At 62.8% G+C, this 22,464-nt stretch carries 24 protein-coding genes and 1 tRNA gene; 7 read left to right on the top strand and 18 right to left on the bottom strand.

Annotated features, from left to right (window positions below; genetic code table 11):
- Positions 1 to 355: 355 nt before the first annotated feature.
- The 3 genes from F3K02_RS06485 to F3K02_RS06475 form a co-directional block, all read right to left on the bottom strand.
- Positions 356 to 1,081 carry a helix-turn-helix transcriptional regulator gene (locus F3K02_RS06485; RefSeq protein WP_177134481.1) on the bottom strand — a complete coding sequence of 242 codons (726 nt, stop codon included), beginning with the start codon at positions 1,079 to 1,081 and terminating at the stop codon, positions 356 to 358.
- Positions 1,082 to 1,112: 31 nt separating this feature from the next.
- The gene (locus F3K02_RS06480; protein ID WP_177134479.1) at positions 1,113 to 1,550 is read right to left on the bottom strand and encodes a hypothetical protein; all 438 of its coding nucleotides are present in this window, start codon (positions 1,548 to 1,550) and stop codon (positions 1,113 to 1,115) included.
- A gap of 200 nt (positions 1,551 to 1,750) precedes the next feature.
- Complete coding sequence (locus F3K02_RS06475; protein ID WP_177134477.1) at positions 1,751 to 2,164, bottom strand: ACT domain-containing protein; 414 nt, start codon at positions 2,162 to 2,164, stop codon at positions 1,751 to 1,753.
- A 271-nt stretch (positions 2,165 to 2,435) separates the two neighbouring features.
- On the opposite strand from F3K02_RS06475, the gene F3K02_RS06470 reads away from it, so the two are divergent.
- Both F3K02_RS06470 and F3K02_RS06465 read left to right on the top strand, forming a co-directional pair.
- Entirely contained in the window at positions 2,436 to 3,383 is a 948-nt protein-coding gene (locus F3K02_RS06470; protein ID WP_177134475.1) for a fatty acid desaturase family protein, read from the top strand.
- Positions 3,380 to 4,648 carry an SLC5/6 family protein gene (locus F3K02_RS06465; protein WP_177134473.1) on the top strand — a complete coding sequence of 423 codons (1,269 nt, stop codon included), beginning with the start codon at positions 3,380 to 3,382 and terminating at the stop codon, positions 4,646 to 4,648. Before F3K02_RS06470 ends, F3K02_RS06465 begins: the two co-directional genes overlap by 4 nt.
- On the opposite strand, the gene F3K02_RS06460 is transcribed toward F3K02_RS06465, so the two are convergent.
- The gene (locus tag F3K02_RS06460; RefSeq protein ID WP_218179368.1) at positions 4,550 to 5,557 is read right to left on the bottom strand and encodes an HTH-type transcriptional regulator ArgP; all 1,008 of its coding nucleotides are present in this window, start codon (positions 5,555 to 5,557) and stop codon (positions 4,550 to 4,552) included. The genes F3K02_RS06465 and F3K02_RS06460 overlap by 99 nt on opposite strands.
- 746 nt (positions 5,558 to 6,303) lie before the next feature.
- Here F3K02_RS06460 and F3K02_RS06455 point away from each other — a divergent pair.
- Positions 6,304 to 6,615 carry a hypothetical protein gene (locus tag F3K02_RS06455; protein WP_177134469.1) on the top strand — a complete coding sequence of 104 codons (312 nt, stop codon included), beginning with the start codon at positions 6,304 to 6,306 and terminating at the stop codon, positions 6,613 to 6,615.
- A gap of 161 nt (positions 6,616 to 6,776) precedes the next feature.
- The gene (locus tag F3K02_RS06450; RefSeq protein ID WP_177134467.1) at positions 6,777 to 7,814 is read left to right on the top strand and encodes an IS30 family transposase; all 1,038 of its coding nucleotides are present in this window, start codon (positions 6,777 to 6,779) and stop codon (positions 7,812 to 7,814) included.
- A gap of 158 nt (positions 7,815 to 7,972) precedes the next feature.
- Here F3K02_RS06450 and F3K02_RS06445 read toward each other — a convergent pair whose 3' ends face one another.
- From F3K02_RS06445 to F3K02_RS06390, 12 genes are all read right to left on the bottom strand, one after another.
- Positions 7,973 to 8,491 (bottom strand): hypothetical protein, encoded by a 519-nt coding sequence (locus tag F3K02_RS06445; protein WP_177134466.1) that lies wholly within the window; start codon positions 8,489 to 8,491, stop codon positions 7,973 to 7,975.
- A complete protein-coding gene (locus F3K02_RS06440; RefSeq protein WP_218179367.1) occupies positions 8,482 to 9,705 on the bottom strand; it encodes an SMODS domain-containing nucleotidyltransferase in 1,224 nt (407 codons plus the stop codon). Before F3K02_RS06440 ends, F3K02_RS06445 begins: the two co-directional genes overlap by 10 nt.
- Before the next feature lie 84 nt (positions 9,706 to 9,789).
- Positions 9,790 to 9,954, bottom strand: a complete 165-nt coding sequence (locus F3K02_RS27430) for an AlpA family phage regulatory protein (protein ID WP_177135411.1) — start codon at positions 9,952 to 9,954, stop codon at positions 9,790 to 9,792.
- 371 nt (positions 9,955 to 10,325) lie between these two features.
- Positions 10,326 to 10,401, bottom strand: a tRNA-Asn gene (locus F3K02_RS06430).
- 90 nt (positions 10,402 to 10,491) lie between these two features.
- Positions 10,492 to 11,592 (bottom strand): NAD(P)/FAD-dependent oxidoreductase, encoded by a 1,101-nt coding sequence (locus F3K02_RS06425; RefSeq protein WP_177134462.1) that lies wholly within the window; start codon positions 11,590 to 11,592, stop codon positions 10,492 to 10,494.
- Positions 11,593 to 11,605: 13 nt separating this feature from the next.
- Positions 11,606 to 11,935, bottom strand: a complete 330-nt coding sequence (gene fdxA, locus F3K02_RS06420) for a ferredoxin FdxA (RefSeq protein ID WP_177134460.1) — start codon at positions 11,933 to 11,935, stop codon at positions 11,606 to 11,608.
- A 131-nt stretch (positions 11,936 to 12,066) separates the two neighbouring features.
- Positions 12,067 to 13,377 (bottom strand): sulfate adenylyltransferase subunit 1, encoded by a 1,311-nt coding sequence (locus F3K02_RS06415; protein ID WP_177134457.1) that lies wholly within the window; start codon positions 13,375 to 13,377, stop codon positions 12,067 to 12,069.
- Between the two features lie 115 nt (positions 13,378 to 13,492).
- The gene (gene cysD / locus F3K02_RS06410; protein WP_177134454.1) at positions 13,493 to 14,452 is read right to left on the bottom strand and encodes a sulfate adenylyltransferase subunit CysD; all 960 of its coding nucleotides are present in this window, start codon (positions 14,450 to 14,452) and stop codon (positions 13,493 to 13,495) included.
- A gap of 13 nt (positions 14,453 to 14,465) precedes the next feature.
- Complete coding sequence (locus tag F3K02_RS06405; protein WP_177134452.1) at positions 14,466 to 15,206, bottom strand: phosphoadenylyl-sulfate reductase; 741 nt, start codon at positions 15,204 to 15,206, stop codon at positions 14,466 to 14,468.
- A gap of 91 nt (positions 15,207 to 15,297) precedes the next feature.
- Positions 15,298 to 15,684 carry a DUF934 domain-containing protein gene (locus F3K02_RS06400; RefSeq protein WP_177134450.1) on the bottom strand — a complete coding sequence of 129 codons (387 nt, stop codon included), beginning with the start codon at positions 15,682 to 15,684 and terminating at the stop codon, positions 15,298 to 15,300.
- A 20-nt stretch (positions 15,685 to 15,704) separates the two neighbouring features.
- Positions 15,705 to 17,486 carry a nitrite/sulfite reductase gene (locus F3K02_RS06395; protein ID WP_177134448.1) on the bottom strand — a complete coding sequence of 594 codons (1,782 nt, stop codon included), beginning with the start codon at positions 17,484 to 17,486 and terminating at the stop codon, positions 15,705 to 15,707.
- Between the two features lie 21 nt (positions 17,487 to 17,507).
- Complete coding sequence (locus F3K02_RS06390; RefSeq protein WP_177134446.1) at positions 17,508 to 18,299, bottom strand: sulfite exporter TauE/SafE family protein; 792 nt, start codon at positions 18,297 to 18,299, stop codon at positions 17,508 to 17,510.
- Between the two features lie 181 nt (positions 18,300 to 18,480).
- Between F3K02_RS06390 and F3K02_RS06385 the strand changes: the two genes are divergently transcribed.
- Entirely contained in the window at positions 18,481 to 19,293 is an 813-nt protein-coding gene (locus F3K02_RS06385) for a hypothetical protein (protein ID WP_177134444.1), read from the top strand.
- On the opposite strand, the gene F3K02_RS06380 is transcribed toward F3K02_RS06385, so the two are convergent.
- Positions 19,290 to 20,450, bottom strand: a complete 1,161-nt coding sequence (locus F3K02_RS06380) for an FAD-dependent oxidoreductase (protein ID WP_177134442.1) — start codon at positions 20,448 to 20,450, stop codon at positions 19,290 to 19,292. The genes F3K02_RS06385 and F3K02_RS06380 overlap by 4 nt on opposite strands.
- A gap of 9 nt (positions 20,451 to 20,459) precedes the next feature.
- Positions 20,460 to 20,738 carry an oxidative damage protection protein gene (locus tag F3K02_RS06375; RefSeq protein WP_177134440.1) on the bottom strand — a complete coding sequence of 93 codons (279 nt, stop codon included), beginning with the start codon at positions 20,736 to 20,738 and terminating at the stop codon, positions 20,460 to 20,462.
- A 336-nt stretch (positions 20,739 to 21,074) separates the two neighbouring features.
- Here F3K02_RS06375 and F3K02_RS06370 point away from each other — a divergent pair, with 336 nt between their 5' ends.
- Both F3K02_RS06370 and F3K02_RS06365 read left to right on the top strand, forming a co-directional pair.
- On the top strand, positions 21,075 to 21,848 hold the full coding sequence (locus F3K02_RS06370; RefSeq protein WP_177134438.1) for a ferredoxin--NADP reductase: 774 nt from the start codon (positions 21,075 to 21,077) through the stop codon (positions 21,846 to 21,848).
- 76 nt (positions 21,849 to 21,924) lie between these two features.
- Positions 21,925 to 22,443: a disulfide bond formation protein B gene (locus F3K02_RS06365; RefSeq protein WP_246309211.1), complete on the top strand. Its 519-nt coding sequence runs from the start codon at positions 21,925 to 21,927 to the stop codon at positions 22,441 to 22,443.
- The last annotated feature ends 21 nt before the right edge of the window (positions 22,444 to 22,464 follow it).

The raw sequence follows: 22,464 nt of genomic DNA, 5'->3' as shown, positions 1-22,464 counted from the left end.
CTCACAGTTCCTGCATCCGCTGGCGGTGAAGGTCACTTCATCTCGCCGGGTGCTGTGAGGTCAATGTAGGACTGAGAGGAGCCTGTTCTGCTGCTGGATTTGGGCTGTTTTCCAGCGCTTCCGTTTAGGGCGTATCAGGGGTTCTGTAAGCCACACACACCCGAAAAAGAAAGCCCGGCACAAGTGAACTGCACCCCAAAAGTTGGACACCGATCCAACCTTTTGGGTGTTTTTTGACGTCTCCCCCGAATTGCGGACTTTTCCAAACTAGAGGTACGGTTGCCCAAGAGTCGGCATGGTGAACGACCCGTTGCGGCACGTTGAAACAGCCCATTCGTCAAATTCGAATGTCCGCCTAAAGCAGGCCGTAAAGGCGGGCGATGCGTACGGCAGTGCGTCTGTCCGGCGCCCCCAGCTTTGCATTGACGCGCTGAAACCGGCTGTCTATGGTTTTGGCCTCAAGATTTATGGCAGCACCGATCACTTTGCTGCTGTGTCCGGCGGCCTCGCAGCGCAGAAGATGCAGGTCGGCTTCTGTGAGGCTCGCTCCACGGAGCAGTTCCTCACGCATTGACTTTGCAATCGAGTGATGCAACTCCATGGAGAGTGCGCGCGCCAGCACTCGCACCTGTGGGTATTTTTCGCCCTCGAACCTTTCGGGGTCAGCAGATCCCAGGCACAGGACGCCTACCCTTGAGAGGCCAACCGAGCTGGGGGCAGGTGCAATCAAAGCAGAGGCGAATCCATGCTCCGCCGCTGCGCGGATGAAGGCGACTTCTTTGGGTGATGAAAAGACCAGGTTGCTGGAGCGGGTGGGTTCTGCGTCGCACGATGCATAGCGCAACCAGGGATCGTGTTCGAACCATCGGTGAAGAGCGTAGTCCGCCGCCCATGATGGATCGCAGGCCCACAGCGACCGAAGAGAGGTTCGGGTTGCATCGTCACGAAGGCAACTCAAGAAGACGCCAGCATCAGCACCAAGGCCCACAACGGCCTCGCGAAACAGTGAGATCACTTCGCCTGCGGACCTCGCATCTGTGATCAATGGGAGGATCTGAAAAACGCGCGCGTTGTCGAACATCGAAGGTCCGCCTGAAGTCGGATTGATGCGATCAGACGTGGATTGCAAGGGCCGCATGACCCGCCCGTCCCAGCTTGCTGAACAGCAGGCCATCATCAAAACGCAGCGGCTCAACCGCACACCAGTGGTCGAAGCTCTTCACGTCGTGAAAGACCATCGTCTGCACCAGCCGCATGCCCGAAGCCTGGCGTTGGGTGCGCTCCATCAACAGACCGTAGCTGGTGGCGCGCAGGAGGAAGGTCACGGTGCCATCGAGGTTTGCCAGCAAGGTATCGCCCGCAGCGATGCGGACTGCATTGCGATCTGACGTCGATGCGGCAGCGTTGGTGCGCTTTGCAATCAGCGCCAAACGTTTGGAGCCCAGTGGGCGTGCGAGCGCGTCGATAGGGTCGATACGGCGTTTGACCGAACGGCGTGGCACAACCGCAGATGCCGACGGTGTCACCTCGGGAAGTTGAAGGTTGTTCATACCCACTCCTGCAGGTCTGGTTGACCGACAGGCCACGCAGTGCTGACACCGCGTAACCCAAGCACTAAGTCTCAAGAGACTGGATAGAGGGTAGGGTAGACAAACGCGTCGCGCGATGTCAAAGGAAATCCGGGCAGGGCGCCCAAATCTGCAGCAGGTTCAGTCGCGCTAAACGACGAAGACCCTGCGTACGCAGCGCGTCAAATCGCTGCCGGTGCGCTGCTGTGGCTCAATGCGTTGAGCAAAGAGAACGCGTCATCGGCTCGCTCAACCGGGATGAACAGGTGATCGTGGTGGAAGGCGGCGACCGCATTGCAAGGGATGCCTGCTTTGGCCAGGGCTGTGGCGATCATGGCTAGAAAGCCAATGGCCTCCAGCGACGAGTGCACGGTGAGCGTGATAAGTTTGACCTCAAAGATGAAGGGCACCTTGGCCTGAATGGCTTGAGAGCGCTCAACAATGGCCGTTAGTCCTTCGGTCTCCCTGAACGTGCAGATGGGAGAGAGGTCAACAGGGAGGCGATGGTCTTGGAAGGTGCAGTAGACGTAGGTCTCTGGCCGAAGGTCAGGGGCCATCATTTGCTGCAGCCGAACTTGGTCTTTTTCTCCGCTCACTCCGATGTCCTCCTGCACAGGGAAATGGTGTTGGCTTTCGGCGTTGATTATGGGCGGCTGGCGTTGACCCGGCGTGTGCACAAGTGCTCAGGTGCAACCCAGAAGGGACTGGTTTAGCTGAATTGACGCGAGGCCAAAGTTCCTAAACCACCGCGCTGTGTTGGTATCTCCTGCTACCGTTTGGCGCGGCCTGGGCCTTGTGCTCCGACATTCGCTACCGTGCGTTGCGAGGCCGTCTGCAGCCGCACGCCGTTAGGAAGGAGTGTCCACCATGACAACGACTTCGCATGTCCTTTCGGACATGGCCGCGCTTCGATCAGAGCTGCGCCAACAGGGTGACCCGCACTGTGAACTTTTTCGGCTGGCACCTTGGCGCGCCGTGCTCGACATTGCCTTCGACTGGCTCATCGTTCTCAGTTCGGTGGCGCTGGTCGTATGGTGGAGTGAGTTGTTCGCGCCGCTGGCTGTTGTGCTGATCGCTAACCGCCAACGGGCACTCGGCAACATTCTTCACGACGCGGGGCATCGCAATCTGTGGCGGGATCGACGGCGAAACGACCTGGTAGCGCGCCTTTTCATCGCGCCCTTGTTGTTCGCGAGCCTGGCTCGCTACCGCGAAACGCACTTCAAGCACCACATGGAACTCGGGACCGATGGGGGTGACCCTGATCTCCTGTTTTTCGCTCGAAGTGGGCCAACGAACTGGTTTTTGAACTACCTGGACCAAATCTTTTCTTTGAGCGCTTGGCTGTCGTCGATGGGTGGGCACCTGTTTTCGCGCCAAGTTCGCGCGGCCAGTCAGCTCTACATCCTTGGGTGGTGGGCCGGGGCTCTGGCGTTGATGTTGGCAATAGTCGGCCCCGACTTCACGATCACATTCCTGGTGCTGTGGCTGCTGGCCAGGGCAACAGCTTTCCATCTGATCACCACCTTCCGAGAGATGTGTGATCACTTCGGCCTTCTGCCGGGTGGCGTGTTCACCTTTACGCGAGACATGGTTTGCCACGGTGTCTGGCGCTGGCTGATCCACCCGCGTAACAACGGGTACCACCTCACCCATCACCTTTTGCCAGCGGTGCCTTACTACCGACTGCCCGAGGCGCACCGGTTGCTGAAAGGGCAAGAAGTATTTCGGGACCGCGGCAAGGTCTGCTCTGACTACTTCACCGGCACCGATCCAGTCACGGGCGCTTGGCAGGCGCAAGGGCGGATTCCATGAACAGGGCGCTGGGGAGCTTGCAGGTCGCGGCACTCCTGGTCTCGGCCAGCTACGGGATTGGATTCCTTTTCGGGTCGGGCGAACTGGCACTTTCCCACGGCATGGCAGGCAGCATCTATGGGGTGGCCACCGGCTTTGGCATGCTGGTGTTGGCCTTGTTCGCACGGCAACTGTGGGCAACAGGGCTTCCGGTCTGGGATTTGTTTGGCCGTGCCTACGGCAAGCAGCTTCAAGGCGTGGTGGCGTTGCTGTCATTGATCTGGATGTCGGGCGTACTGGCTGCCCAGATTCAGGGTGGTGTTGCGGTGTTGGAGCTGTTGGGCCTTGAACAGACACACAGCCACCTGGTGATCTTGCTGTTGATCTACGGCGCATCGCGATTGGATCTGCGGTTCGCATCGGCCCTGTTCGCCATGTGTCTTCTTGCGAGCGCCGCTGTCCTGGTCTACGCGCTGGTCGTCGCGAACGGTATGGGCGTCTACCTGCAGGCGATTCCCGCATTTACCGAAGACCTGTCCACGTTCAGTGCATCCCGCGTGGTGGCCATTTCTTTGGCCGTCGGCTTGTTGGTGTGTACCGGTGCCGATTACCAGCAATTTGTATTGGCCGCGCGCTCACCTTTGGCCGCCGTGGGTGGATGCGTTCTGGCGGGGCTGCTGCTCTTCGTGATTGCATTCTTACCGTCGGCCGTGGTGGTCGCCATGCAGAGCGGTGGCATGTTGGGCGACTTGGTGGACACCAAGCAGGTGGTTCCCTGGGTGCTGGGTCAGGTCGCTGGGTCGGTGGGACAGGACGCAGACAAGCTCATGCTCATCGCCCTGTCCGTGGCAGCGTTGGGTGCAGGCGCAGCGATCTTGCGCGCCATGACGGAGGCGTTGGCGTGCGCCGCTTCTAGCAGTCGTTTTGCGGGTCACCCGATCTTTGCGCCCATTGCCTTGGGTTTGAGCGCGTTGCTGGCCTCACGTGACCAGGGCATTGTGGACACCATGGTGTCCGTCAACGTGGTCTACATTGCAAGCATCGGCGTTTGCTTTGCCACCATGGTCTCAGGCATCGTCGTACCGCCGCAGCACGCAAGGTGGATCGTGGCGGTTGGCTTTGCTGCTTCAGTCTCCGTGCATCTGGCTGGCTGGTTGGGCCAGCATGGTGAAGACACCGACGTGGTGTCACTGCTGCTCGGATGCTTCTTGTCCGCTGGCACCGCCCTGTGGTTCCGCTTTGCGGCCGGGGGGTGGACTGGCCGATTCTCCGGCCTGCGCCGTTGATGGCTCGAACACGACCGAAGGCTCCAGGCTGCTCCTGGCCACCTTGACGATCAGGGCAGTGATGTCACTGGCCATCGGTGGTTCAAGGTCCCAGTGGTGCCAGAACAAGTCCACCATCTCTCGCTCATCTGGGCAGACGTCCACGAGCTGTCCCGCTTCCACCAAGGGATCCGCCTGCCAGCTGGGAATCAGGCCATAACCAGCGCCCATGGCAATCCCTTCGAGCAAGGCGACGGGCGAGGGCAGGTAGTGTCTGGCGTACCGCTCAACGGCAAACCCAAAATGCCTTTTCAGGAAGTCGTCGTGCAGAGAGTCCTTGCGGTTGAACAACACAGCCGGTGTTGACAGCACTGCTGGGACCGTGAGTCCGCTCGGAAAGTGCGTGGAGGCGAAGGCTGGCGTCGCATAGCAGCGGTATTCCATGGCGCCCAGGCATTCGGCCAAGAAGCCATCGGCGGGTTTGGCAGACGTTGATATGCACCCAATCACATCGCCGCGAGCCAGCAGGGCAGATGTGTGATCTTGATCGTCTGCGATTACCTCCAAGGCCACCAGCTGACCCATCAGCAGCTCCCGGAGCACTTCGGGAAACCAAGTGGCCAGGGAATCGGCGTTCACCGCAATGGCCAGGGACACGGGTGCGTGTGGTTTGGCGGTTGGCGCAAGTTCTTGGAGTGCCGATCCTTCGAGGATGCGCAGTGCCTTCACATGGCGCAGCAACACCTCACCAGCATGCGTGGCCGCCACTGGCCGTTCTCGCTTGACCAGCACGGTAGACAACGATTCTTCCAGCGCCTTGATGCGCTGGGAGACTGCGCCTCGCGTGATGCTGAGCACGCTTGCCGCGCGGTCAAAGCTTTGCTGCTCGACCACAGTGGCGAACGTTTCCAACTGATCACGATCCAGCATAGGGGGCTGCTCCGGCAGTGCCAGCGACGGCGGATCGCTGACTGCATCCATTTAGTGGGGTGCTGCGAATTCCTGTCTAGATGGTGCGGGTATCGTGCGCGTCTCAATGGTTTCCAGTCGTATCCGTCCGTCGGAGCCTATTGGAACGAATTGATGGCACGCGGCATTTTACGAACCGAGATTCAGGGAGCCGAGTGCCCACTATGTGGACGGTCCCACCAGCGATCTCCTCAAGGTGCCGCACCAGATGTTTCGCCGCTCGCCGACTTGCGAACCATAGCGCTGCCGGCGCAAGCGCCAAGGCCTTTCGCGGCATAGACGGCCGCCTTCCCACCGTCGTTTCACTCTGGTGGGCCCCTTCCATTTATCCCACGGTGCCCAGGCGCTCGCACCTCAATGCAGCGCTTTGAGTGTCGCACGGCGACCGACGAATGCGGGGCAGGGTGCGCACCTGAGCAGCCTCGATGACCGAGGGACGTAATCCCAATCCGGCTCCCTCGGAAATTGGGGCAGTGTTCCTTGGGGCGCAGATGACACGATTTTTTGGATCACTGGGCAGGCCAGGAGCCCGCGAGCGATGAAACATCTTTTACGGTTGTTTGCCGTGTGAATTCAACCACCGGGTGCAACGTGGCAATCTTTTAGCGCTTGTCGGGTGACATTCCATTCTGGGCAGTGCCATGGGCCGAATGGACGGGAAGAATAGTGGATTGAATCTGTGAGCATGCAGTGACTGGAGGTTTGGTATGTGGCTGCTCGTTGCGCGTGAACCCCAGGCCAATGCACCGCACTGGACCGGTCGACGATGGCTCGCGGCCATCGATGCGGTGGCCTGGCCGCTGTTCTGGGTATTCCTCTTGAGCCAGATTGATGCGCCTGTCGGAATCGTCGGCCCCATGGTCGTTGCGATTGCGCTTCTGGTTTCAGCAGCGCGAATCCATCGCGCGGTGTGGGTCAATCATCGCTACTGGTTCACAACCTGGCGCTGGGGCCGCATTGCCGCCTCGCTGTTCGTGATCGGGATGGTGCTGAAGCTCGCGACGGGACAGGGTGCTTGACACTGATCGAGGCAGGTCAACTGTGTCGCTGGTGTACCCGAGGAGCACAAAACTTGGTTGTCGCCATGAACCTGCACCCCATACCGCACACTGGCCGGCGACTTTAGGCTGGGCGGATTCAAGTCTGAAGTGCAACACCTGCCACCGAGTAAGGTCCGCAGATGCAAAGCACCCCATCCAAGCGCTATCAACAGCTTCAGCCTGAAGACCGCGTGACCCTGGCCAGTCTGGCCCAGCAAAAGTACAGCGTTCGCGCCATGGCCCAAGTCTTGGGTCGTTCACCAAGCACCATCAGCCGGGAGCTGCGGCGCAACGCTCAGCCCGCAGGCTACGCGAGCACCACAGCGCGTGCCTGCGCCCGACGGCGACGCCTGCAAGGCCGCCCACAGGGCAAGCTCCATCGCGATGGCATCCTGTTCGGGTTGATGCGCCACTTTCTGGGCGAGCGCTGGTCGCCTGAACAGATTGCCCTGACACTGGCCTGCATCCTCCCCAGAGGCCATGAGCACCGCGTGTCACACGAGACCATCTACAACTGCATCTACGCCCAGCCCGTGGGCGAGCTCAAGCGCGAGCTGATCGCCACCCTGCGCCACGCCCACAACAAGCGCGTACCTCGCAGCAAAGGGCAAGACCGGCGCGGTCAGATCCCCGACATGGTGAGCATCCACCTGCGTCCGCCTGAGATTGAGGATCGGCAGTTTCCGGGCCACTGGGAAGGCGATCTCATCAAGGGAGCGGCCAACGCCAGTGCGGTGGGCACCTTGGTCGAGCGCACCAGCAGGCTGCTCATGCTCATCAAACTGCCTGAGTTCAAACCTGCCAGCGCAGCCAACGTGATGCAGGCCTTCTCTGACAAGCTGCTGGGGATCGCAGCGCCCATGCGCCAGAGCATGACGTACGACCAGGGCCGGGAGATGGCGATGCACAAGGAGCTCAGCCGCCGCACGGAAATCGCGGTGTACTTCTGCGACCCGCACAGCCCATGGCAGCGCGGCTCCAACGAGAACACCAATGGGCTGGTGCGTCAGTACCTGCCCAAGGGCACCGATCTCTCAGGCTACAGCCAGGAGCAACTCGATGCCATTGCCGATCAGATCAACAACCGACCTCGCAAAGGTCTGGGCGTACGATCCCCGCTGGCGGTCTATCGAGAACTCCTGCTCAACAGCCCGCAACATTCCACCCTCGTTCATTGAACCCCAGGGTGTTGCACTTCAGACTTGAATCCGCCCTGATCTGAGTCACTCGCTGCTGGAGGGTCCAACGCACGCGACGTCAATGACCCGACATTCGACCAACCGCGAGTGGGATGAACACGTGCAGGCGAAACCAGTCGCTCGGTTTCTATCGTTCCTTAGGGAGACGCTTTCTTCACGCTGCCGAAGTCGTAGTCACCTCCTTGGATCTTCTTCTGAGCAGCCGTGAAATGCCGATCCGGGATGGTCGGATTCGCTGACCGGGCATCATCCATGCGCTTCATCAACGACGTGAACTGCTCTTCCAAATCTTCGGTCTTGCTCGTGGCGCCGATGCGGGAGGCCTGACGGAAACCGTCTTGCAGTGTTTTGAACCGATTCGCGCTGTCGGCGATAGTCGCTAGGCTCACATCAAGGTCGAGCGCCTTGAAGATGGCGGGGAACAAGCCCGCAATCAACGACAGGATCGCAACAGCCCAGTCATAGCTCGGATCTCGCACGAGGATTCTTGCACTGGCGAACGAACCACAGATGATCGGCACAACGATGAAGACGATGCGCAGCTTGCGCGTCTCTTTCTGCCAACTGAACAGCGCCGTGGATGTGTACAGACAGGATTCTTCCTGCCGCTTGCATTCGTCAATGATTTCTTGCGCGCGCGGGTCCATCAGGTCCATTTCGGAATGTCGAGGCCATAGATTTTCTGCCATTCGTCGCCAGCATTGCCTTCTTCATTGGCACGCTCGCAGTCACAGGCCTTAACTGCCCGCGCATACGCTGATTCGGCACGAGACTTCCACGCCTCACCGAGCCACAGCAGTTCGTACGTTCCAGGTGCCCACAGGTGTGTGTTCGCCTTCGTAATCAACCACTTGAAAAAGTCGCGGCTGATCCAATCGTAGTAGAAGTAGTCGGTATTGCGCCATTCGCACTGGTCAAGGAACTCGATGGCGAGTAGCTCAAGGTAGAACGACTTGATCGGGACCGAGCACCACGCCTGCCATGCCTTCAGCATGCGGATCAGGCGGCGCACGTTGTTCGAGTTGCGCGCATCGGCGGCGGTGATCGCATCGACCTCGTGCAGCGGCATCGTCTTCTTGTATGAGCCGCCGTTCTTGGTGTCGCAGACATAGTACGAGCGCTCGGTATCGTCATATAGGAAGGCAGGAACGACCTCGACGCTGAAACTTGTGAAAGCCGCGAGCACGACTGGCCCATCACCTTTGATTTCGCTAGTCGGGTTCGTTGCCAGCAGCTTCCCTTTGACATCTTGCAGTAGCGCCGATTGTTTGTTGCCGTTGTACTGCTCGAACCGCTTGTGGACCTCTAGGGGCAGCAGGAAGTACAGATCAACGTCGCGCGGCGGTCGAATTCGAGTTAGCTTTGCCCAGGAACCGATGTAGAACGCGTGATCGGTATCCGAGTTCGAGTTCCAGTACGCCTGGTTCAGCGTCTTGACCACGCCCTTGAACTTCGTTTCGCCGTCGTTGCGTTGTACATCGGTCAGCTCCAGGTTGTTCAAGAACGACTTGAACCGCTTTGTGACAAAGATCCACTTCGGTGCTTCTTCGGCCGCAGCCACTTGCAGCGACATCAGACCACCGATGTTGCTTGGCGCGCCAAGGCCGAGATTGGTCGATGCGGAGAAGAGCCCGAGGCCTCCTTCGTGCCTGGGCGGCGCACCATTTCCGAGCACGGTGGCACCGAGGCCGAGCCCTTGCGGCTTTGGCTGGGTAGCGAGGGCCTTTGCGAGAGAAAGCAAGCTGTTCAATGGGAGTTGGCTCACGATATCTCCAAAGACTTCAGTTGTGCTGATTAAATGTACAGCATATTGCGCCACTGGGATCGCCGAAATCATCATTGCACCAACTTGTCGGGACGAAATGGTCACTCTAATGTTCACCCCATTCCACATCGGGGGCGACTATCGGCGGTACTGTCAGCGATTCTTCAACTTCTTTTGAGCCTGTCCGCATCAGTGCGAAGTCACTGGGCGTGTCTGGCTCCACAGATCCAGTTCGCTGCGGCGCCAGGCCACTGCGCGCGCACCGAGACGAACCGGGCAGGGGAACTGTTGTTGGGCCATGAGCCTGTAGATCGTAGATCGACCCAAGCCCGTCATCTGCATGACGGATGGCATGCGCAGAAACACGGTCGACAATTGATCGTGAGAGTCAATCGGTGCGGCGGAGGTGTGTTGCAAGGCATTCTCCCGGTGGAGGTATGTTGGCAACTGTAGGGCGCGGCGAGCACTTTGGTCATGCTGGATTCGCCGTCAAATCTTGTGCGCAGCGCTCTCGCAGCTATCTGACGGTCATCTGGAAAAGAACTCGGGGCAGTGCGTGCCTTGCGATGGTCCGTGCAGATGCCTTGATGCGGCGCTCGCACAACAGATCGGAGCGAACCCCTGGACTATGTGCATCAAACCTGAAACTGGCACCAGACTGGCACCAGCCAAATCCAGAAAGCAAAAAAGTCAGCAGGCGCTAACCTGCTGACTCTCGTGTTTCTTGGCTCCCCGACCTGGACTCGAACCAGGGACCTGCGGATTAACAGTCCGTCGCTCTACCGACTGAGCTATCAGGGAACAGCCTCAAATTATAGTGTGATTTTTCCCATTTTTGGAGGTCGGCGCATTTTTGTCAAAAAATGTCGCCGCATCCAGCGATGGCGGTCCTCAGTCAAACACCGGTGATTCCACACCCAGCACCTTGTGCAGCTTCGGGCTGGTGGTCGTGTATTGGAGGAACACTTTCTTGTCCGGAAAGATGATGGGCATGGCGCCAAACGCGGCAAGTGCGCATTCGTGGAAGCCGCAGAGGATGAGTTTCTTCTTGCCGGGGTAGGTGTTGATGTCGCCCACCGCGAAGATGCCGGGAATGCTGGTGGAGAACTTTTCGGTGTCCACCACGAGCTGCTTGCGCTCGATCTCCAGCCCCCATTCGGCGATGGGCCCGAGTTTGGGGGACAGGCCGAAGAACACCAGCAGGATGTCCAGTGGGACCACGCGCGTGACGGCATCGGAACCGGTTACCTTGATGCCGGTGAGCCGGCCGTCCTTTTCTTCGCAGCCGGTCACCTGGCCGACGATGAATTGCATCTCCAGCTGCTCGCACAGTTCGCGCATCTTCGCCACGTTGGCGGGCGCGGCCTTGAAGCCGTCACGGCGGTGGATCAGGATCACGCTCTCGGCCTTGTTCGGGCCCTCGGCGACGAAGTTCAGCGCCCAGTCGAGTGCGGAGTCGCCGCCGCCCACGATCACCAGGTTCTTGCCGGCGAAGTCGGCGGGGTTTTTCACCCGGTAGAACAGTTGCGAGCCTTCGAACGGATCCAGGCCTTCGACCTTGAGCGTGCGCGGCTGGAAGGCGCCCACGCCAGCGGCGATGAAGATGGTCTTGGTGAGGAAGCGTGTGCCCTTGGACGTTTCCACGAAGAAGCGGCCGTCGTCCTGTTTCTGGACCGTGGTGACTTCCTGTCCGAGGTGGAAAGTGGCCCCAAAGGGCTCGATCTGCTTGAGCAGGGCATCGGTGAGTTCCTGACCGGTGCAGACCGGAACCGCCGGGATGTCGTAGATGGGCTTGTCGGGGTACAGCTCCACCGGCTGGCCGCCCGGGTAGGCGAGCGAGTCGATCACGTGGGCCTTGATTTCGAGCAGCCCGAGCTCGAACACCTGGAACAAGCCAACCGGCCCGGCGCCGACGATGACGGCGTCGGTTTCAATCGGCCCGTCGTGGGCCACCGCGGTGTCCACCACTTGCCGGTTCAGCTGGGGTTCCATGGCGGGCGCTGCTTCAGCGGATCAGCTGGCTCAGCTTGCCCGTGCGGTCTTTCCACTCTTCGGCGTCGGGCAGCGCGTCCTTGCGCTTGGTGATGCTCTTCCAGCCCGGCAACAGCGCCAGTTCGGCATTGAGGGCCGTCATGTGCAACTGGTCTTTGGGCAGGTCTTCTTCGGCGTAGATGGCGCTCACCGGGCATTCCGGAATACACACCGCGCAGTCGATGCACTCGTCGGGGTCGATGGTCAGGAAGTTGGGACCTTCGCGGAAGCAGTCCACAGGGCAGACATCAACACAATCGGTGTATTTGCAGCGGATGCAGGATTCGGTGACGACGTGGGTCATGGTAATGGTGAGAAATCGGTAAGACCCCGGATTTTAGGGTTTCCGGAGCGTAAGGCAGGGCCTAGGCCCTTGCCATGACATAAGTTAACCGGTTTGGCCGGCTGCGGGAGCCGGAGCGAACCCCGTGGGACTCAGTTCACGAGCACCGCGCCCGAGGTCCTGTGGCTGGCCGTGTCGACCAGCACCAGCGAGCCGAGCGCACGCGATTGGGCAAAGGGCAGGGTGACCAGCGGCTCCTGCAGGGCCAGTTCGATGTGGCCGATGGCGTTGGGCTCCAGCTGGGTGGCATCTTCCTCTGCCAGGGTGTTGATGTCCAGCTTGTGCACGATGCGCTTGACCTTGGCCTTGACCCAGCGGTGGCCGTGCAGCGCCCAGTACACGCGGCCTGCGACCAGGGTTTCGTCGTCCATCCAGGCCACGGTGGCGCGGATCTCGCGGCTGGCATCGAGCGCAGCACCTTCACCATCTGCGGCAAGGAGCCAGTCGCCACGCGACACATCGACCTCGCGGTCGAGCACGATGCCGGCGCTGTGACCGGCCTGCACGACCTTCGGATGGCGTGCGTGGTCGAGCACCTGGGCCACGGTCGCGGTCTGGCCGCTGGGCATGACCTTGACGGGCTGGCCGGGCACCACGCCACCGGTGGCCACACGGCCCCAGAAGACGCGACGACCCTGGCTGGTGTCGGACGAGGAAGAGAACTTCTCCACCCACTGCACCGGGAACGCGAACGGCAGCGCGGTGTCGGCCGCGGTCACAGGCAGGTGCTCCAGGATGTCCAGCAGCGTGGGGCCGCTGTAGCCGCACCAGGCGGCGTCGGCCGCGGCGTCCACCACGTTCCAGCCCTTCAGGGCCGAAACCGGCACGGTGGCCGTCACGGTGATGCCGGCTTCGGCCGCGAAGGCGGCGAGCGCGGCGCTGATGTGGGCGAACGCGAGCGCGCTGTCGGCCACGGCGTCGAGCTTGTTGACCGCGAACACGATGGACGGCACGCGCAGCAGCTTGAGCAGCAGCGAGTGGCGGCGGGTCTGCACCAGCAGCTTGAGGCCAGCGTCCTGCCAATCGAGCTTGGTGGCATCGACGAGTACCACCGCTGCGTCGGCGGCGGAAGCTGCGGTCACCATGTTGCGGGTGTACTGCTCATGGCCCGGCGCGTCGCCGATGATGAACTTGCGGGTTTCGGTGTTGAAGTAACGGTAGGCCACATCGATGGTGATGCCCTGCTCGCGCTCGGCCGACAGGCCGTCGGTCAGCAGCGCGAGGTCGGTCTCACCCTGGCGCTGTACGCCGGCCAGATGGTCCTGCAGCACAGCCTTGCTGTCCACCAGCAGGCGACCGATCAGCGTGCTCTTGCCGTCATCCACCGAACCGCAGGTGATGAATTTCAGGGCGGGGCGGGTGTCGGAACCCACAGCGGAGGGAGCGGAAATGATCGTGTTCATAAAAACTCTCGAATCGAAGTGTCTTAACCAAGAACACCGCGGAACCGGCTTTGCCGGGCCGCAGGTGTTGCCCCCCAGTGGGGGGTGAAGCGCCGCAGGCGCGGCGCGGGGGGCGTCAGAAGTACCCGTCTTTTTTCCGCTTCTCCATCGAAGCTTCCGAGGTCTTGTCGTCCATGCGCGTCGCGCCACGCTCGCTCACGTCGGCGGCCAGCGTCTCGATGACGATGTCGCCGGCCGTGGCCGCGAGGCTCTCCACCGGGCAGGTGCAGGTGATGTCGCCCACGGTGCGGAAACGCACGTCGCGCACCTGCACCGTTTCGCCGTCTTTCGGCGGAGTCAGCTCGGTCACGGGCACCAGCAGGCCGCGGCGGTCCACCACCTTGCGCTGGTGCGTGTAGTAGATCGAGGGCAGGGCGATGTTCTCGCGCTCGATGTATTGCCACACGTCCAGTTCGGTCCAGTTGCTGATGGGGAATACGCGGAAGTGTTCGCCTGGGGCCAGGCGCGTGTTGAACAGTGTCCACAGCTCGGGGCGCTGGGCCTTGGGTTGCCACTGGCCGAAGCTGTCGCGGTGCGAAAAGATGCGCTCCTTGGCGCGAGCCTTTTCTTCGTCGCGGCGCGCACCGCCGATCAGGGCGTCGAAGCGGAATTCTTCGATGGCTTCGAGCAGCGTGACCGACTGGTGCACGTTGCGGCTTTCGCCCGGGTGGGCCAGGCGCACGGTGCCGCGCTTCATCGAGTCCTCGACGTTGCGCACGATCAGTTCGGCCTGCAGCTCGGCGGCGCGGCGGTCGCGGAAATCGGTCACTTCGGGGAAGTTGTGGCCGGTGTCGATCATCAGCAGCGGGTAGGGGATGCGGCCGACGCCAAAGGCCTTTTCGGCGCAGCGCAGCATGACCAGCGAGTCCTTGCCGCCCGAGAACAGCAGGGTGGGGCGCTCGAAAGCCGCGGCCACTTCGCGCAGGATGAAGATGGTTTCTTCTTCGAGCGCGTCCAGATGGGCGTTGCTCAGGTGGTGGCCGGCGGCGGCCTGCAGGGCGGTATGGATCACTTCGGGTTCGGTGCGTGCGTTCATGGTGTGTTCTTCTTCAGGCGGGCTGTTTCAGCGGGCTGGTTTCGCCGATGGGCTCGACGTGCAGGCCGCATTCCTTGGCGCTCTCCTGCTCCCACCACCAGCGGCCGGCGCGGAAGTCTTCGCCGACGCTGATGGCGCGGGTGCAGGGCTCGCAGCCGATGCTGGGGAAGAACTGGTCGTGCAGGGCGTTGTAGTCGAGCTGGTGCTGGGCGATGAAGTGCCACACGTCGCCCCAGGTCCATTCGACGATGGGGCTGATCTTCACGCGGCCCGGTTCCTGCACGATGTCGGCCACTTCGGCGCGGGCATTGGACTGTTCGCGGCGCAGACCGGTGATCCAGCCGTCCTTGCCGGCCAGGGCGCGCGCGAGCGGTTCCATCTTGCGGATGTCGCAGCACTGCTTGCGCAGCTCGATGCTGTCGTACATGGCTTTTTCGCCGTGGTGGCGAACGAACTTGATCACCGATTCGTTCTTCGGGCGGTAGACCTCGACGCTGCGGGTGTAGCGCTTCTCGATCAGACCGATCAGGGCCAGCGTCTCGGCGTGCAGCTTGCCCGTGTCGAGCACGAAAACGCCGGAGGAGATGCCAGCGAGGTGGATCAGGTGGGTGACGACGATGTCTTCGGCGCCCAGGCTGGAGGCTTGGGTCAGCGCGGGGTACTGCGCAGCGGCGCGCTGGAGCAGCGCGATGCTGTTCGCGACCTTGGCATCAAAGTCGGCCGAGGGCTTGTTGTAGAGGTCGATGGCGCTCATGGCTGACCTCCGCCGAGCCGCCTCAAGGAGGGCAACACCCCCTTGGGGGGCAGAGAACGAATGTGAACGTGGGGGCTCATGGTTTCTCCGTTCAGGCTGCGACGGCAAAGTGCGGTTGCGTGTCCACCGCATCACCCTGGTAGAAGGCGGGGTAGTGGGCCAGCAGCTTGCGGCCGTGGTCCAGGTTCTGATCGTTGCGCAGCACGGCCTGGCTGAAGCCGCTGCGCTGCATCTGCGCCAGCTGGTCGATCAGCACGTCGCCGGTGGCGCGGATCTCGCCCGTGAAGCCGAGGCGGCGGCGCAGCAGGAAGGCCTGGCTGAACGCGCGACCGTCGGTGAATTTGGGGAACTGCAGCACGACGGTGGTGACGCCGTCGAGATCGGCCTCGCGCGGATCGGCATCGTTGGCCAGCGTCAGGGTGCCGGCTTCGTCTGCAGGGACGGCTTCGGCCTGGAAGAGTTGGAGCGTGGGTTTCATGCGGGTCTCGGATGCTGGGCTCAGGCGGCGACGGGTGTGCGGGCGGTGGCCACGCGCACCGCGTTGGCGGCGGTCTTGAAGGGATCGATGCCGACGCGTTTGACGGTCTGTGTGAAGGTTTCGGCCGTCTGGCGCTCAGCGCGGTAGGTGGTGAGCAGGGCTTCGATCACGTCGGTCATTTCATTGGCGGCGAAGGACGGGCCGATCACCTTGCCTGGCACGGCTTCGCCCGACAGGCGCGTGCCGTCGGAGCCGCCCAGCGTCACCTGGTACCACTCCTGGCCGTCCTTGTCGACGCCCAGGATGCCGATGTGGCCGCTGTGGTGGTGGCCGCAGCTGTTGATGCAGCCGCTGATGTGCAGGTCGATCTCGCCCAGGTCGTGCAGTTCGTCCAGGTCCTGGTAACGCGCCAGCAGAGCCTGCGCGATGGGCAGCGAGCGGGCGTTGGCCAGGTCGCAGAAATCACCGCCGGGGCAGGCGATCATGTCGCTCAGCAGGCCGATGTTGGGCTTGGCCAGGCCGAGGCGGCGCGCTTCGCGCCACAGCTCGGGCAGCTGGTCGCAGCTGACCCAGGGCAGCAGCAGGTTCTGTTCGTGCGTCACACGGGCTTCGCCGGCGGAGAAGCGGTCGGCCAGGTCGGCGGCGCGTTCCAGCTGATCGGCACTCGCGTCACCAGGGGCCGAGCCCAGGCGCTTGAACGACAGCGTGACGGCGCGCAGGTCGGGGTTCTGGTGTGGCTTCACGTTCTGCGTGAGCCAGCGGCTGAACTCCACGTCGTCTTCGGCCGCGGCCTTGAGGATGTGGGCGATCTTGGCGTCGGCGCTCTTGCGGTCGCAGCGCAGCTCAGGCTGCACGAAGAAGGCGCTCACGCGGTCCAGTTCGGCCTGGGTGATGGTGTGGGGCGCGCCGTCTTTCTCGATGATGTCGGCGTATTCGGCTTCCACCTGGTCGGTGAAGGCCTGGCCCTCGGCTTTCACGAGAATCTTGATGCGCGCCTTGTAGATGTTGTCGCGGCGACCGAAACGGTTGTAGGCGCGCACCACGGCTTCGAGGTAGTTGAGGATCTGGTTCCAGGGCAGGAACTCGCGGATCACTGTGCCGATGATCGGCGTGCGGCCCATGCCACCGCCCACGCGTACCTGGAAGCCCAGGTCGCCGTCCACGTTGCGCAAGAGGCGCAGGCCGACGTCGTGCCACGGCGTGGCGGCGCGGTCTTCGCGGGCGCCGGTGATGGCGATCTTGAACTTGCGCGGCAGGAAGGCGAACTCGGGGTGCAGCGTGCTCCACTGGCGCATGATTTCGGAGAACGGGCGCGGGTCGGCGACTTCGTCCACCGCGATGCCGGCGAGCGCGTCGGTGGTGATGTTGCGGATGCAGTTGCCGCTGGTCTGGATGCCGTGCAGGTTGACGCTGGCCAGCAGGTCCATCACGTCGGCCGCGCGGTGCAGCGGAATCCAGTTGTACTGCACGTTCTGGCGCGTGGTGAAGTGGCCGCAGCGGTCGGGCAGGCTGGGCACATCGGCCAGGGCCGCGTTGGCCTTGGACACGTCGTGGTCTTCCTTGTGGTCGTAGTCGCGCGCGATCTTCGCCAGCACGCGCAGCTGGGCGCTGGAGATTTCGCCGTAAGGCACGGCCACGCGCAGCATGGGCGCGAAGCGCTGGATGTACCAGCCGTTCTGCAGGCGCAGGGGCTTGAACTCGTCGCCACCGAGCGTGCCCGCTTCTGCGCGTTCGAGCTGGTCGCGGAACTGGGCAGCGCGCTGCTGGACGAACTGGCGGTCAAAGTCGGAATACTGGTACATGGGCTTCGTGGGATAGAGGTATCAGAAGGCGATCAGCTTGGTGCCGGCATAGGCCAGCAGCAGCGAGAGCACCGAGCGCACCAGGCGCTCGGGGGTGTGGCGCATCAGGCGTGTGCCGAGCCAGATGCCGGGCAGCGAACCCGCCAGCAGTTGGGCCAGCAGTGGCCAGTCCACCGAACCCAGGCTGGCGTGGCCCAGACCGGCCACCAGCGTGAGCGGCACGGCGTAGGCGATGTCGGCCGCCACGATGCGCGGCAGCGGCAGCAGCGGGAACAGGATCAGCAGCACCGAGACGCCGATGGCACCGGCGCCGACCGAGGTGAGCGTGACCAGGGTGCCGATGACGGCACCAAACAGCACCGGCAGACTCCAGTGGCGGGCGCGGGTCGCGTCCTGCAGCTGGCCTTCGGGCAAGGTGCGTGGCAGCTGTTTGCCGCGGGCGGCTTTGTAGAGCATGGCGGCGGCGGTCAGCAGCAGGGCGATGCCCAGGGTGTGCGTCATGACCGACTGCACCTGGGGGTTGGCCGGGCCGACCCGGTGCAACACGGCCAGTGTGATCAGTGCGGCCGGGATGCTGCCGGCGCAGAGCTGGCCCACCACGCGCCAGGGAACCAGGCGCTGCTTGGCTAGGCTCAGCGTGCCTCCTGCCTTGGTGACGGCAGCGAACAGCAGGTCGGTGCCCACGGCCAGGTAGGGCTTGATGCCGAAGAAGAAGATCAGGATCGGCGTCATCAGCGAGCCGCCACCCACGCCGGTCAGTCCGACGATGAGTCCCACGGCAAAGCCGGCAAAGATGATGGCGAATTCGGGCATGGACGCGACTGTAGTTTTGACTCCATATATTCCAAACGATTTTTTTCTCATTCACTTATTCCATAATCGAATAAGCGATCGACGCCACGTTTTCTATGCCCGCGCTCCAAGCCCGGGCAAGGGGAGCATGCAGGCGGTTCAGGCGACCTGCATCTGCCCAGAAAGACGGTGCCGAGGTACCATGACCGTCATGCAAAAACAGCGGATATTTGTCGGCGTTGTGGGCTTTTCGGATGTCGAAAGGCACGCACTCAACACCGTGTTCCGTCTGTCGGAGACTCGCGAGCTGTCGTATGCACCCTGGGTGCCGCTCGTCGCTCCCGGCGCCAAACCACCCGCCATGAACGCTGAAGTGATGCTGGTGGACGGGGAGAGCGCGGAGGCAGTGCTCTCTCATGCCAAGGGCTTGCCCACCGGGCAGCGCCTGATCTGGGTCGGCCCGGGTGCACCGGCCCATGCCTGGCGAGTGCTGGATCGCCCCATTCAGTGGGCCAGCGTGCTGAACGATCTTGACGCCGTGTACGCGGCGCGGCAGGCCGATTCAGGTCTTCTGGACCTGGATGTCACCCGGCCGGTCCCGCTGGATCTGGAACTTGAGTCCAGCCCCGAGCCCGTGCGGCGGGCATTGCTCGTCGGGCTCAACGGACAGGAGCGGTTGACTTTGCGTGCCGGGCTGACGGCGATGGCTGTGCCGGAGATCGATGAGGTCGACAGCACCGAGGCCACGATGAACCTGATGCGACGCCATCCCTATTGCTGTGGCGTGTTCAACCTGGACAACCCGCATCTGGATGCCTGGTCACTGGCCCGGTATTTCGGGCAGGGCAATCCACAGGCCCTGAACATGGGCATCAGCGAACACGCGGGGCCCTTGGCCGCCTGGTGGCGCCGTCGGCGGGTTGTGCGCGACGCCCAGCGGACCGGTATCCACGCGCTGCTGGGGCGGCCGTTGCAGACGACCGATCTGATGCAGGGCCTGGAGCGTCTGCGCTAGGCGGGCTGGCGCCGGGCCTGCTTCCAGGCGAAACGCGCCGGGTCGAGTGCACGCAGCAGATCGGCCTCCAGGTTCGGGTCTTCGCCCTCGATCAACCGGGCCAGCAATTCGCCCATTGCGTGGGCCAGGGTCAGGCCACGGGAACCCAGCGCGCCCAGCATGAAGAGACCGGGCCAGCGTGGCGTGTCGGCCATGGGCACCCTGCCTCGTCGCGCGCCGGCTTGCTGCATCAGCGCTTGTAGATCCTGCACATGGGGCACCGCGCCCACCATGGGCACCCGGTCCAGCGAGGCGCAACGCACCTGCGCCCAGCCGAGCAACTCACCCCGGGCGGCGGTTTCGCGCTGGCGCAAAGCGGCCGCGGGACTGATGCTCTCCAGGCTGTGGGCGTTGCGCTCGTGCGCTGCAGCGTTCACGTGGCTGGAGTTGTCGCCCCGCTCGTAGGTGGAGCCCATGGCCCAGATGCGTGCCGGCCACTGGGGTGGCAGGCCAGCGTCTTCATAGACCGGCACGAAAACGCCGTTGTTGCGCTGGGGCCGTTCGGCCAGCGGTTCACTCTGCAGGGCGGCCAGGCTCATCTGCCCTTTAACCGGGCGCAAGGGCAGGGCCTCGGGCGCCATCGGGCTGTTTTCGTGCGTGAGCAGGGCATGGCTGCCAAACGCGGCGGCAATGACCACCACCGGTGCCTCGGCGAGCACCAGGCCCTCTGCATTCAGCGCCTGCCACAGCGGCTGGTCCGGGGTAGACCGGTTGACCAGGCGATCGACAGGGCTCTGCCAGCGCGTCGTGAGGGTTGTTCGCCGCCGGCATTCGTCGAGCCAGGCTTCAACCAGCGCGGAAGGTCGCACCAGCGCGGCGGGCCATCGCCCGGGGTCGTGCCCCAGGTTGTCGACTTCGCAGGGCTGCCAGCCCCGGCCTGGCGGAACCAGCCGCTCCAGCTGGTCGCGCATGTCGGACACGCCCAGCGCGCACAGGCGGGAGAGCGGCGTGGGGGCGCGAGTGACGTGCGGGCTCAGCATGCCCACGGGCAGCGCCGATGCACCCAAGGAAGGACCATCGGCAGCGTCCAGCAAGGTCAGTTGCCAGCCACGTCGGGCCAGCGCCACACAACTGGCGGCTCCAGCGAGTCCGGCCCCGATCACCAGGGCAGAAGGCATCGGCCGGCCTCAGCTGGCGTCAGCCGGCGGAACATAGCCCGCGGCGGCGTCGGCGCCCTCGCCGAAAAAGTGCTTTTCCATCTGGCGGGCCAGGTACTGGCGCGCACGCGCGTCGGCCAGGTTGAGGCGGTTTTCGTTGAGCAGCATGGTCTGGTGCTTGAGCCAGGCGGCCCAGGCTTCCTTGCTCACGTTTTCATACAGGCGTTTGCCCAGTTCGCCCGGGTAGGGCGGAAAGTCCAGGCCTTCGGCTTCTTTGCCGAGCTTGATGCAGTTGACGGTGCGTGCCATGGGGTTTCCTGTTTAAGATGGATTTCCGTATAACCGAAATGAAAATTTATTCTTTCCGGTTTTATAAGCTTGTGGGCATCATGCGAACGCCTGAACGTTTGAGACGCGCCGGGGGCGCTGGGTGCCCGAGTCCCCGACTGTATCAACGAATGAAGGCCCTCGGGGCGACTTCCGGTCGTGGCCGATCCGGTTCCTGACATATCGCAAAAGGGACGGTCGGCAAGACTTTTACAATCGCTGGTTATCCGCGCGGTGATCGATCAGGGTTTTCCCTGTCCGCTTGCCCAGTTTTTTCACAGGCCAGCCAAGGGGCGGCCGTTCATCTGACCCAAGACCATGAGTGCATTTCTGGAAGAGCGCGTGTTGAGCGTGCACCACTGGACCGACCGCCTGTTCAGTTTCACCACCACCCGCGACCAGGCGCTGCGTTTCTCCAACGGGCACTTCACCATGATCGGCCTGCGCGTGAACGAGAAGCCGCTGCTGCGCGCCTACAGCATCGCCAGCCCCAATTACGCCGAACACCTGGAGTTCCTGAGCATCAAGGTGCAGGACGGTCCGCTGACCTCGCGCCTGCAGCACATCCAGGTGGGCGACAGCATCGTGGTGGGCCGCAAGCCCACGGGCACGCTGCTGATCGACTACCTGCTGCCCGCCAAGCGCCTGTACCTGCTGGCCACCGGCACCGGTCTGGCGCCGTTCCTGTCCATCGTTCGCGACCCCGAGACCTACGAAAAATTCGAACAGGTGGTGCTGATCCACGGTGTGCGCGAGGTCAAGGAACTGGCCTACCGCGAGATGCTGGAACACACGCTCAAGCAGGACGAGTTCCTCGGCGAGATGGTGCAGCAGCAGTTCCTGTATTACCCCACCGTCACGCGCGAGCCCTTTGTTCACCAGGGCCGCATTCCGGTGATTCTTGAAAACGGTCAGGTGGCCAAAGACCTGGGCCTGCCCGAACTGAACCCCGCCGAAGACCGCGTCATGATCTGCGGCAGCCCTGAAATGTTGCGCGACCTGAAGGCGCTTTGCGAGAAGCGCGGCTTTGCCGAAGGCAACACGACACGCCCGGGCCAGTTTGTGATCGAACGCGCTTTCGCCGATAGCTGATCGCATCGGAACGGCTGGAACTCCGAGGCGCCGGCCGGGTCCACCGGGGCGCCTCGTTTCATATTCAGGAGATCCCTTGACCACCGCTGCCCCCGTTCTTGCGCTGTTTGACCGCCACCCGCGCCGCCTGTTGACCCTGGTCTCGGTGGGCTGTGTGGGGTTGCTGGCCTTTGGCATCTACCTGCAGCATGTCGTGGGCCTGGAGCCTTGCCCCATGTGCATCGTGCAACGGTATGCTCTGATTCTGGTGGCCCTGACGGCGGGTGTGGCGGCGGCCAGCAGCGGGCGCAGCACCCGGCAGCTGGGTGTGGGCCTGATGGGGGCGCTCGCATTGGGTGGCGCCTTTGTGGCGGCGCGCCAGACCTGGTTGCAATGGAACCCTCCCGAGGTCATGACCTGCGGTCGTGATTTTTATGGAATGATCGAATCGTTCCCGCTCAAGCGGGCCATTCCCATGATCTTCAAGGGCAGTGGTGATTGTTCGGCCGTGGACTGGACCTTCCTGGGCCTGTCGATCGCCAACTGGTCGTTCCTGTGTTTCTCGGCCATTGCCTTGCTGGCCCTGGTGTTGCTGGTGCGCCCGCGGTCTGCCTGATCGAAAGCCGGTGTGTCGCCC

Origin of the sequence: Hydrogenophaga aromaticivorans (assembly GCF_013387465.1) — a bacterium.
In the GTDB taxonomy this organism is placed as follows: Bacteria; Pseudomonadota; Gammaproteobacteria; order Burkholderiales; family Burkholderiaceae_C; genus Hydrogenophaga; species Hydrogenophaga aromaticivorans.
The sequence above is the reverse complement of the archived record's forward strand: the minus strand, read 5'-3'. Positions and strand labels throughout refer to the sequence as shown.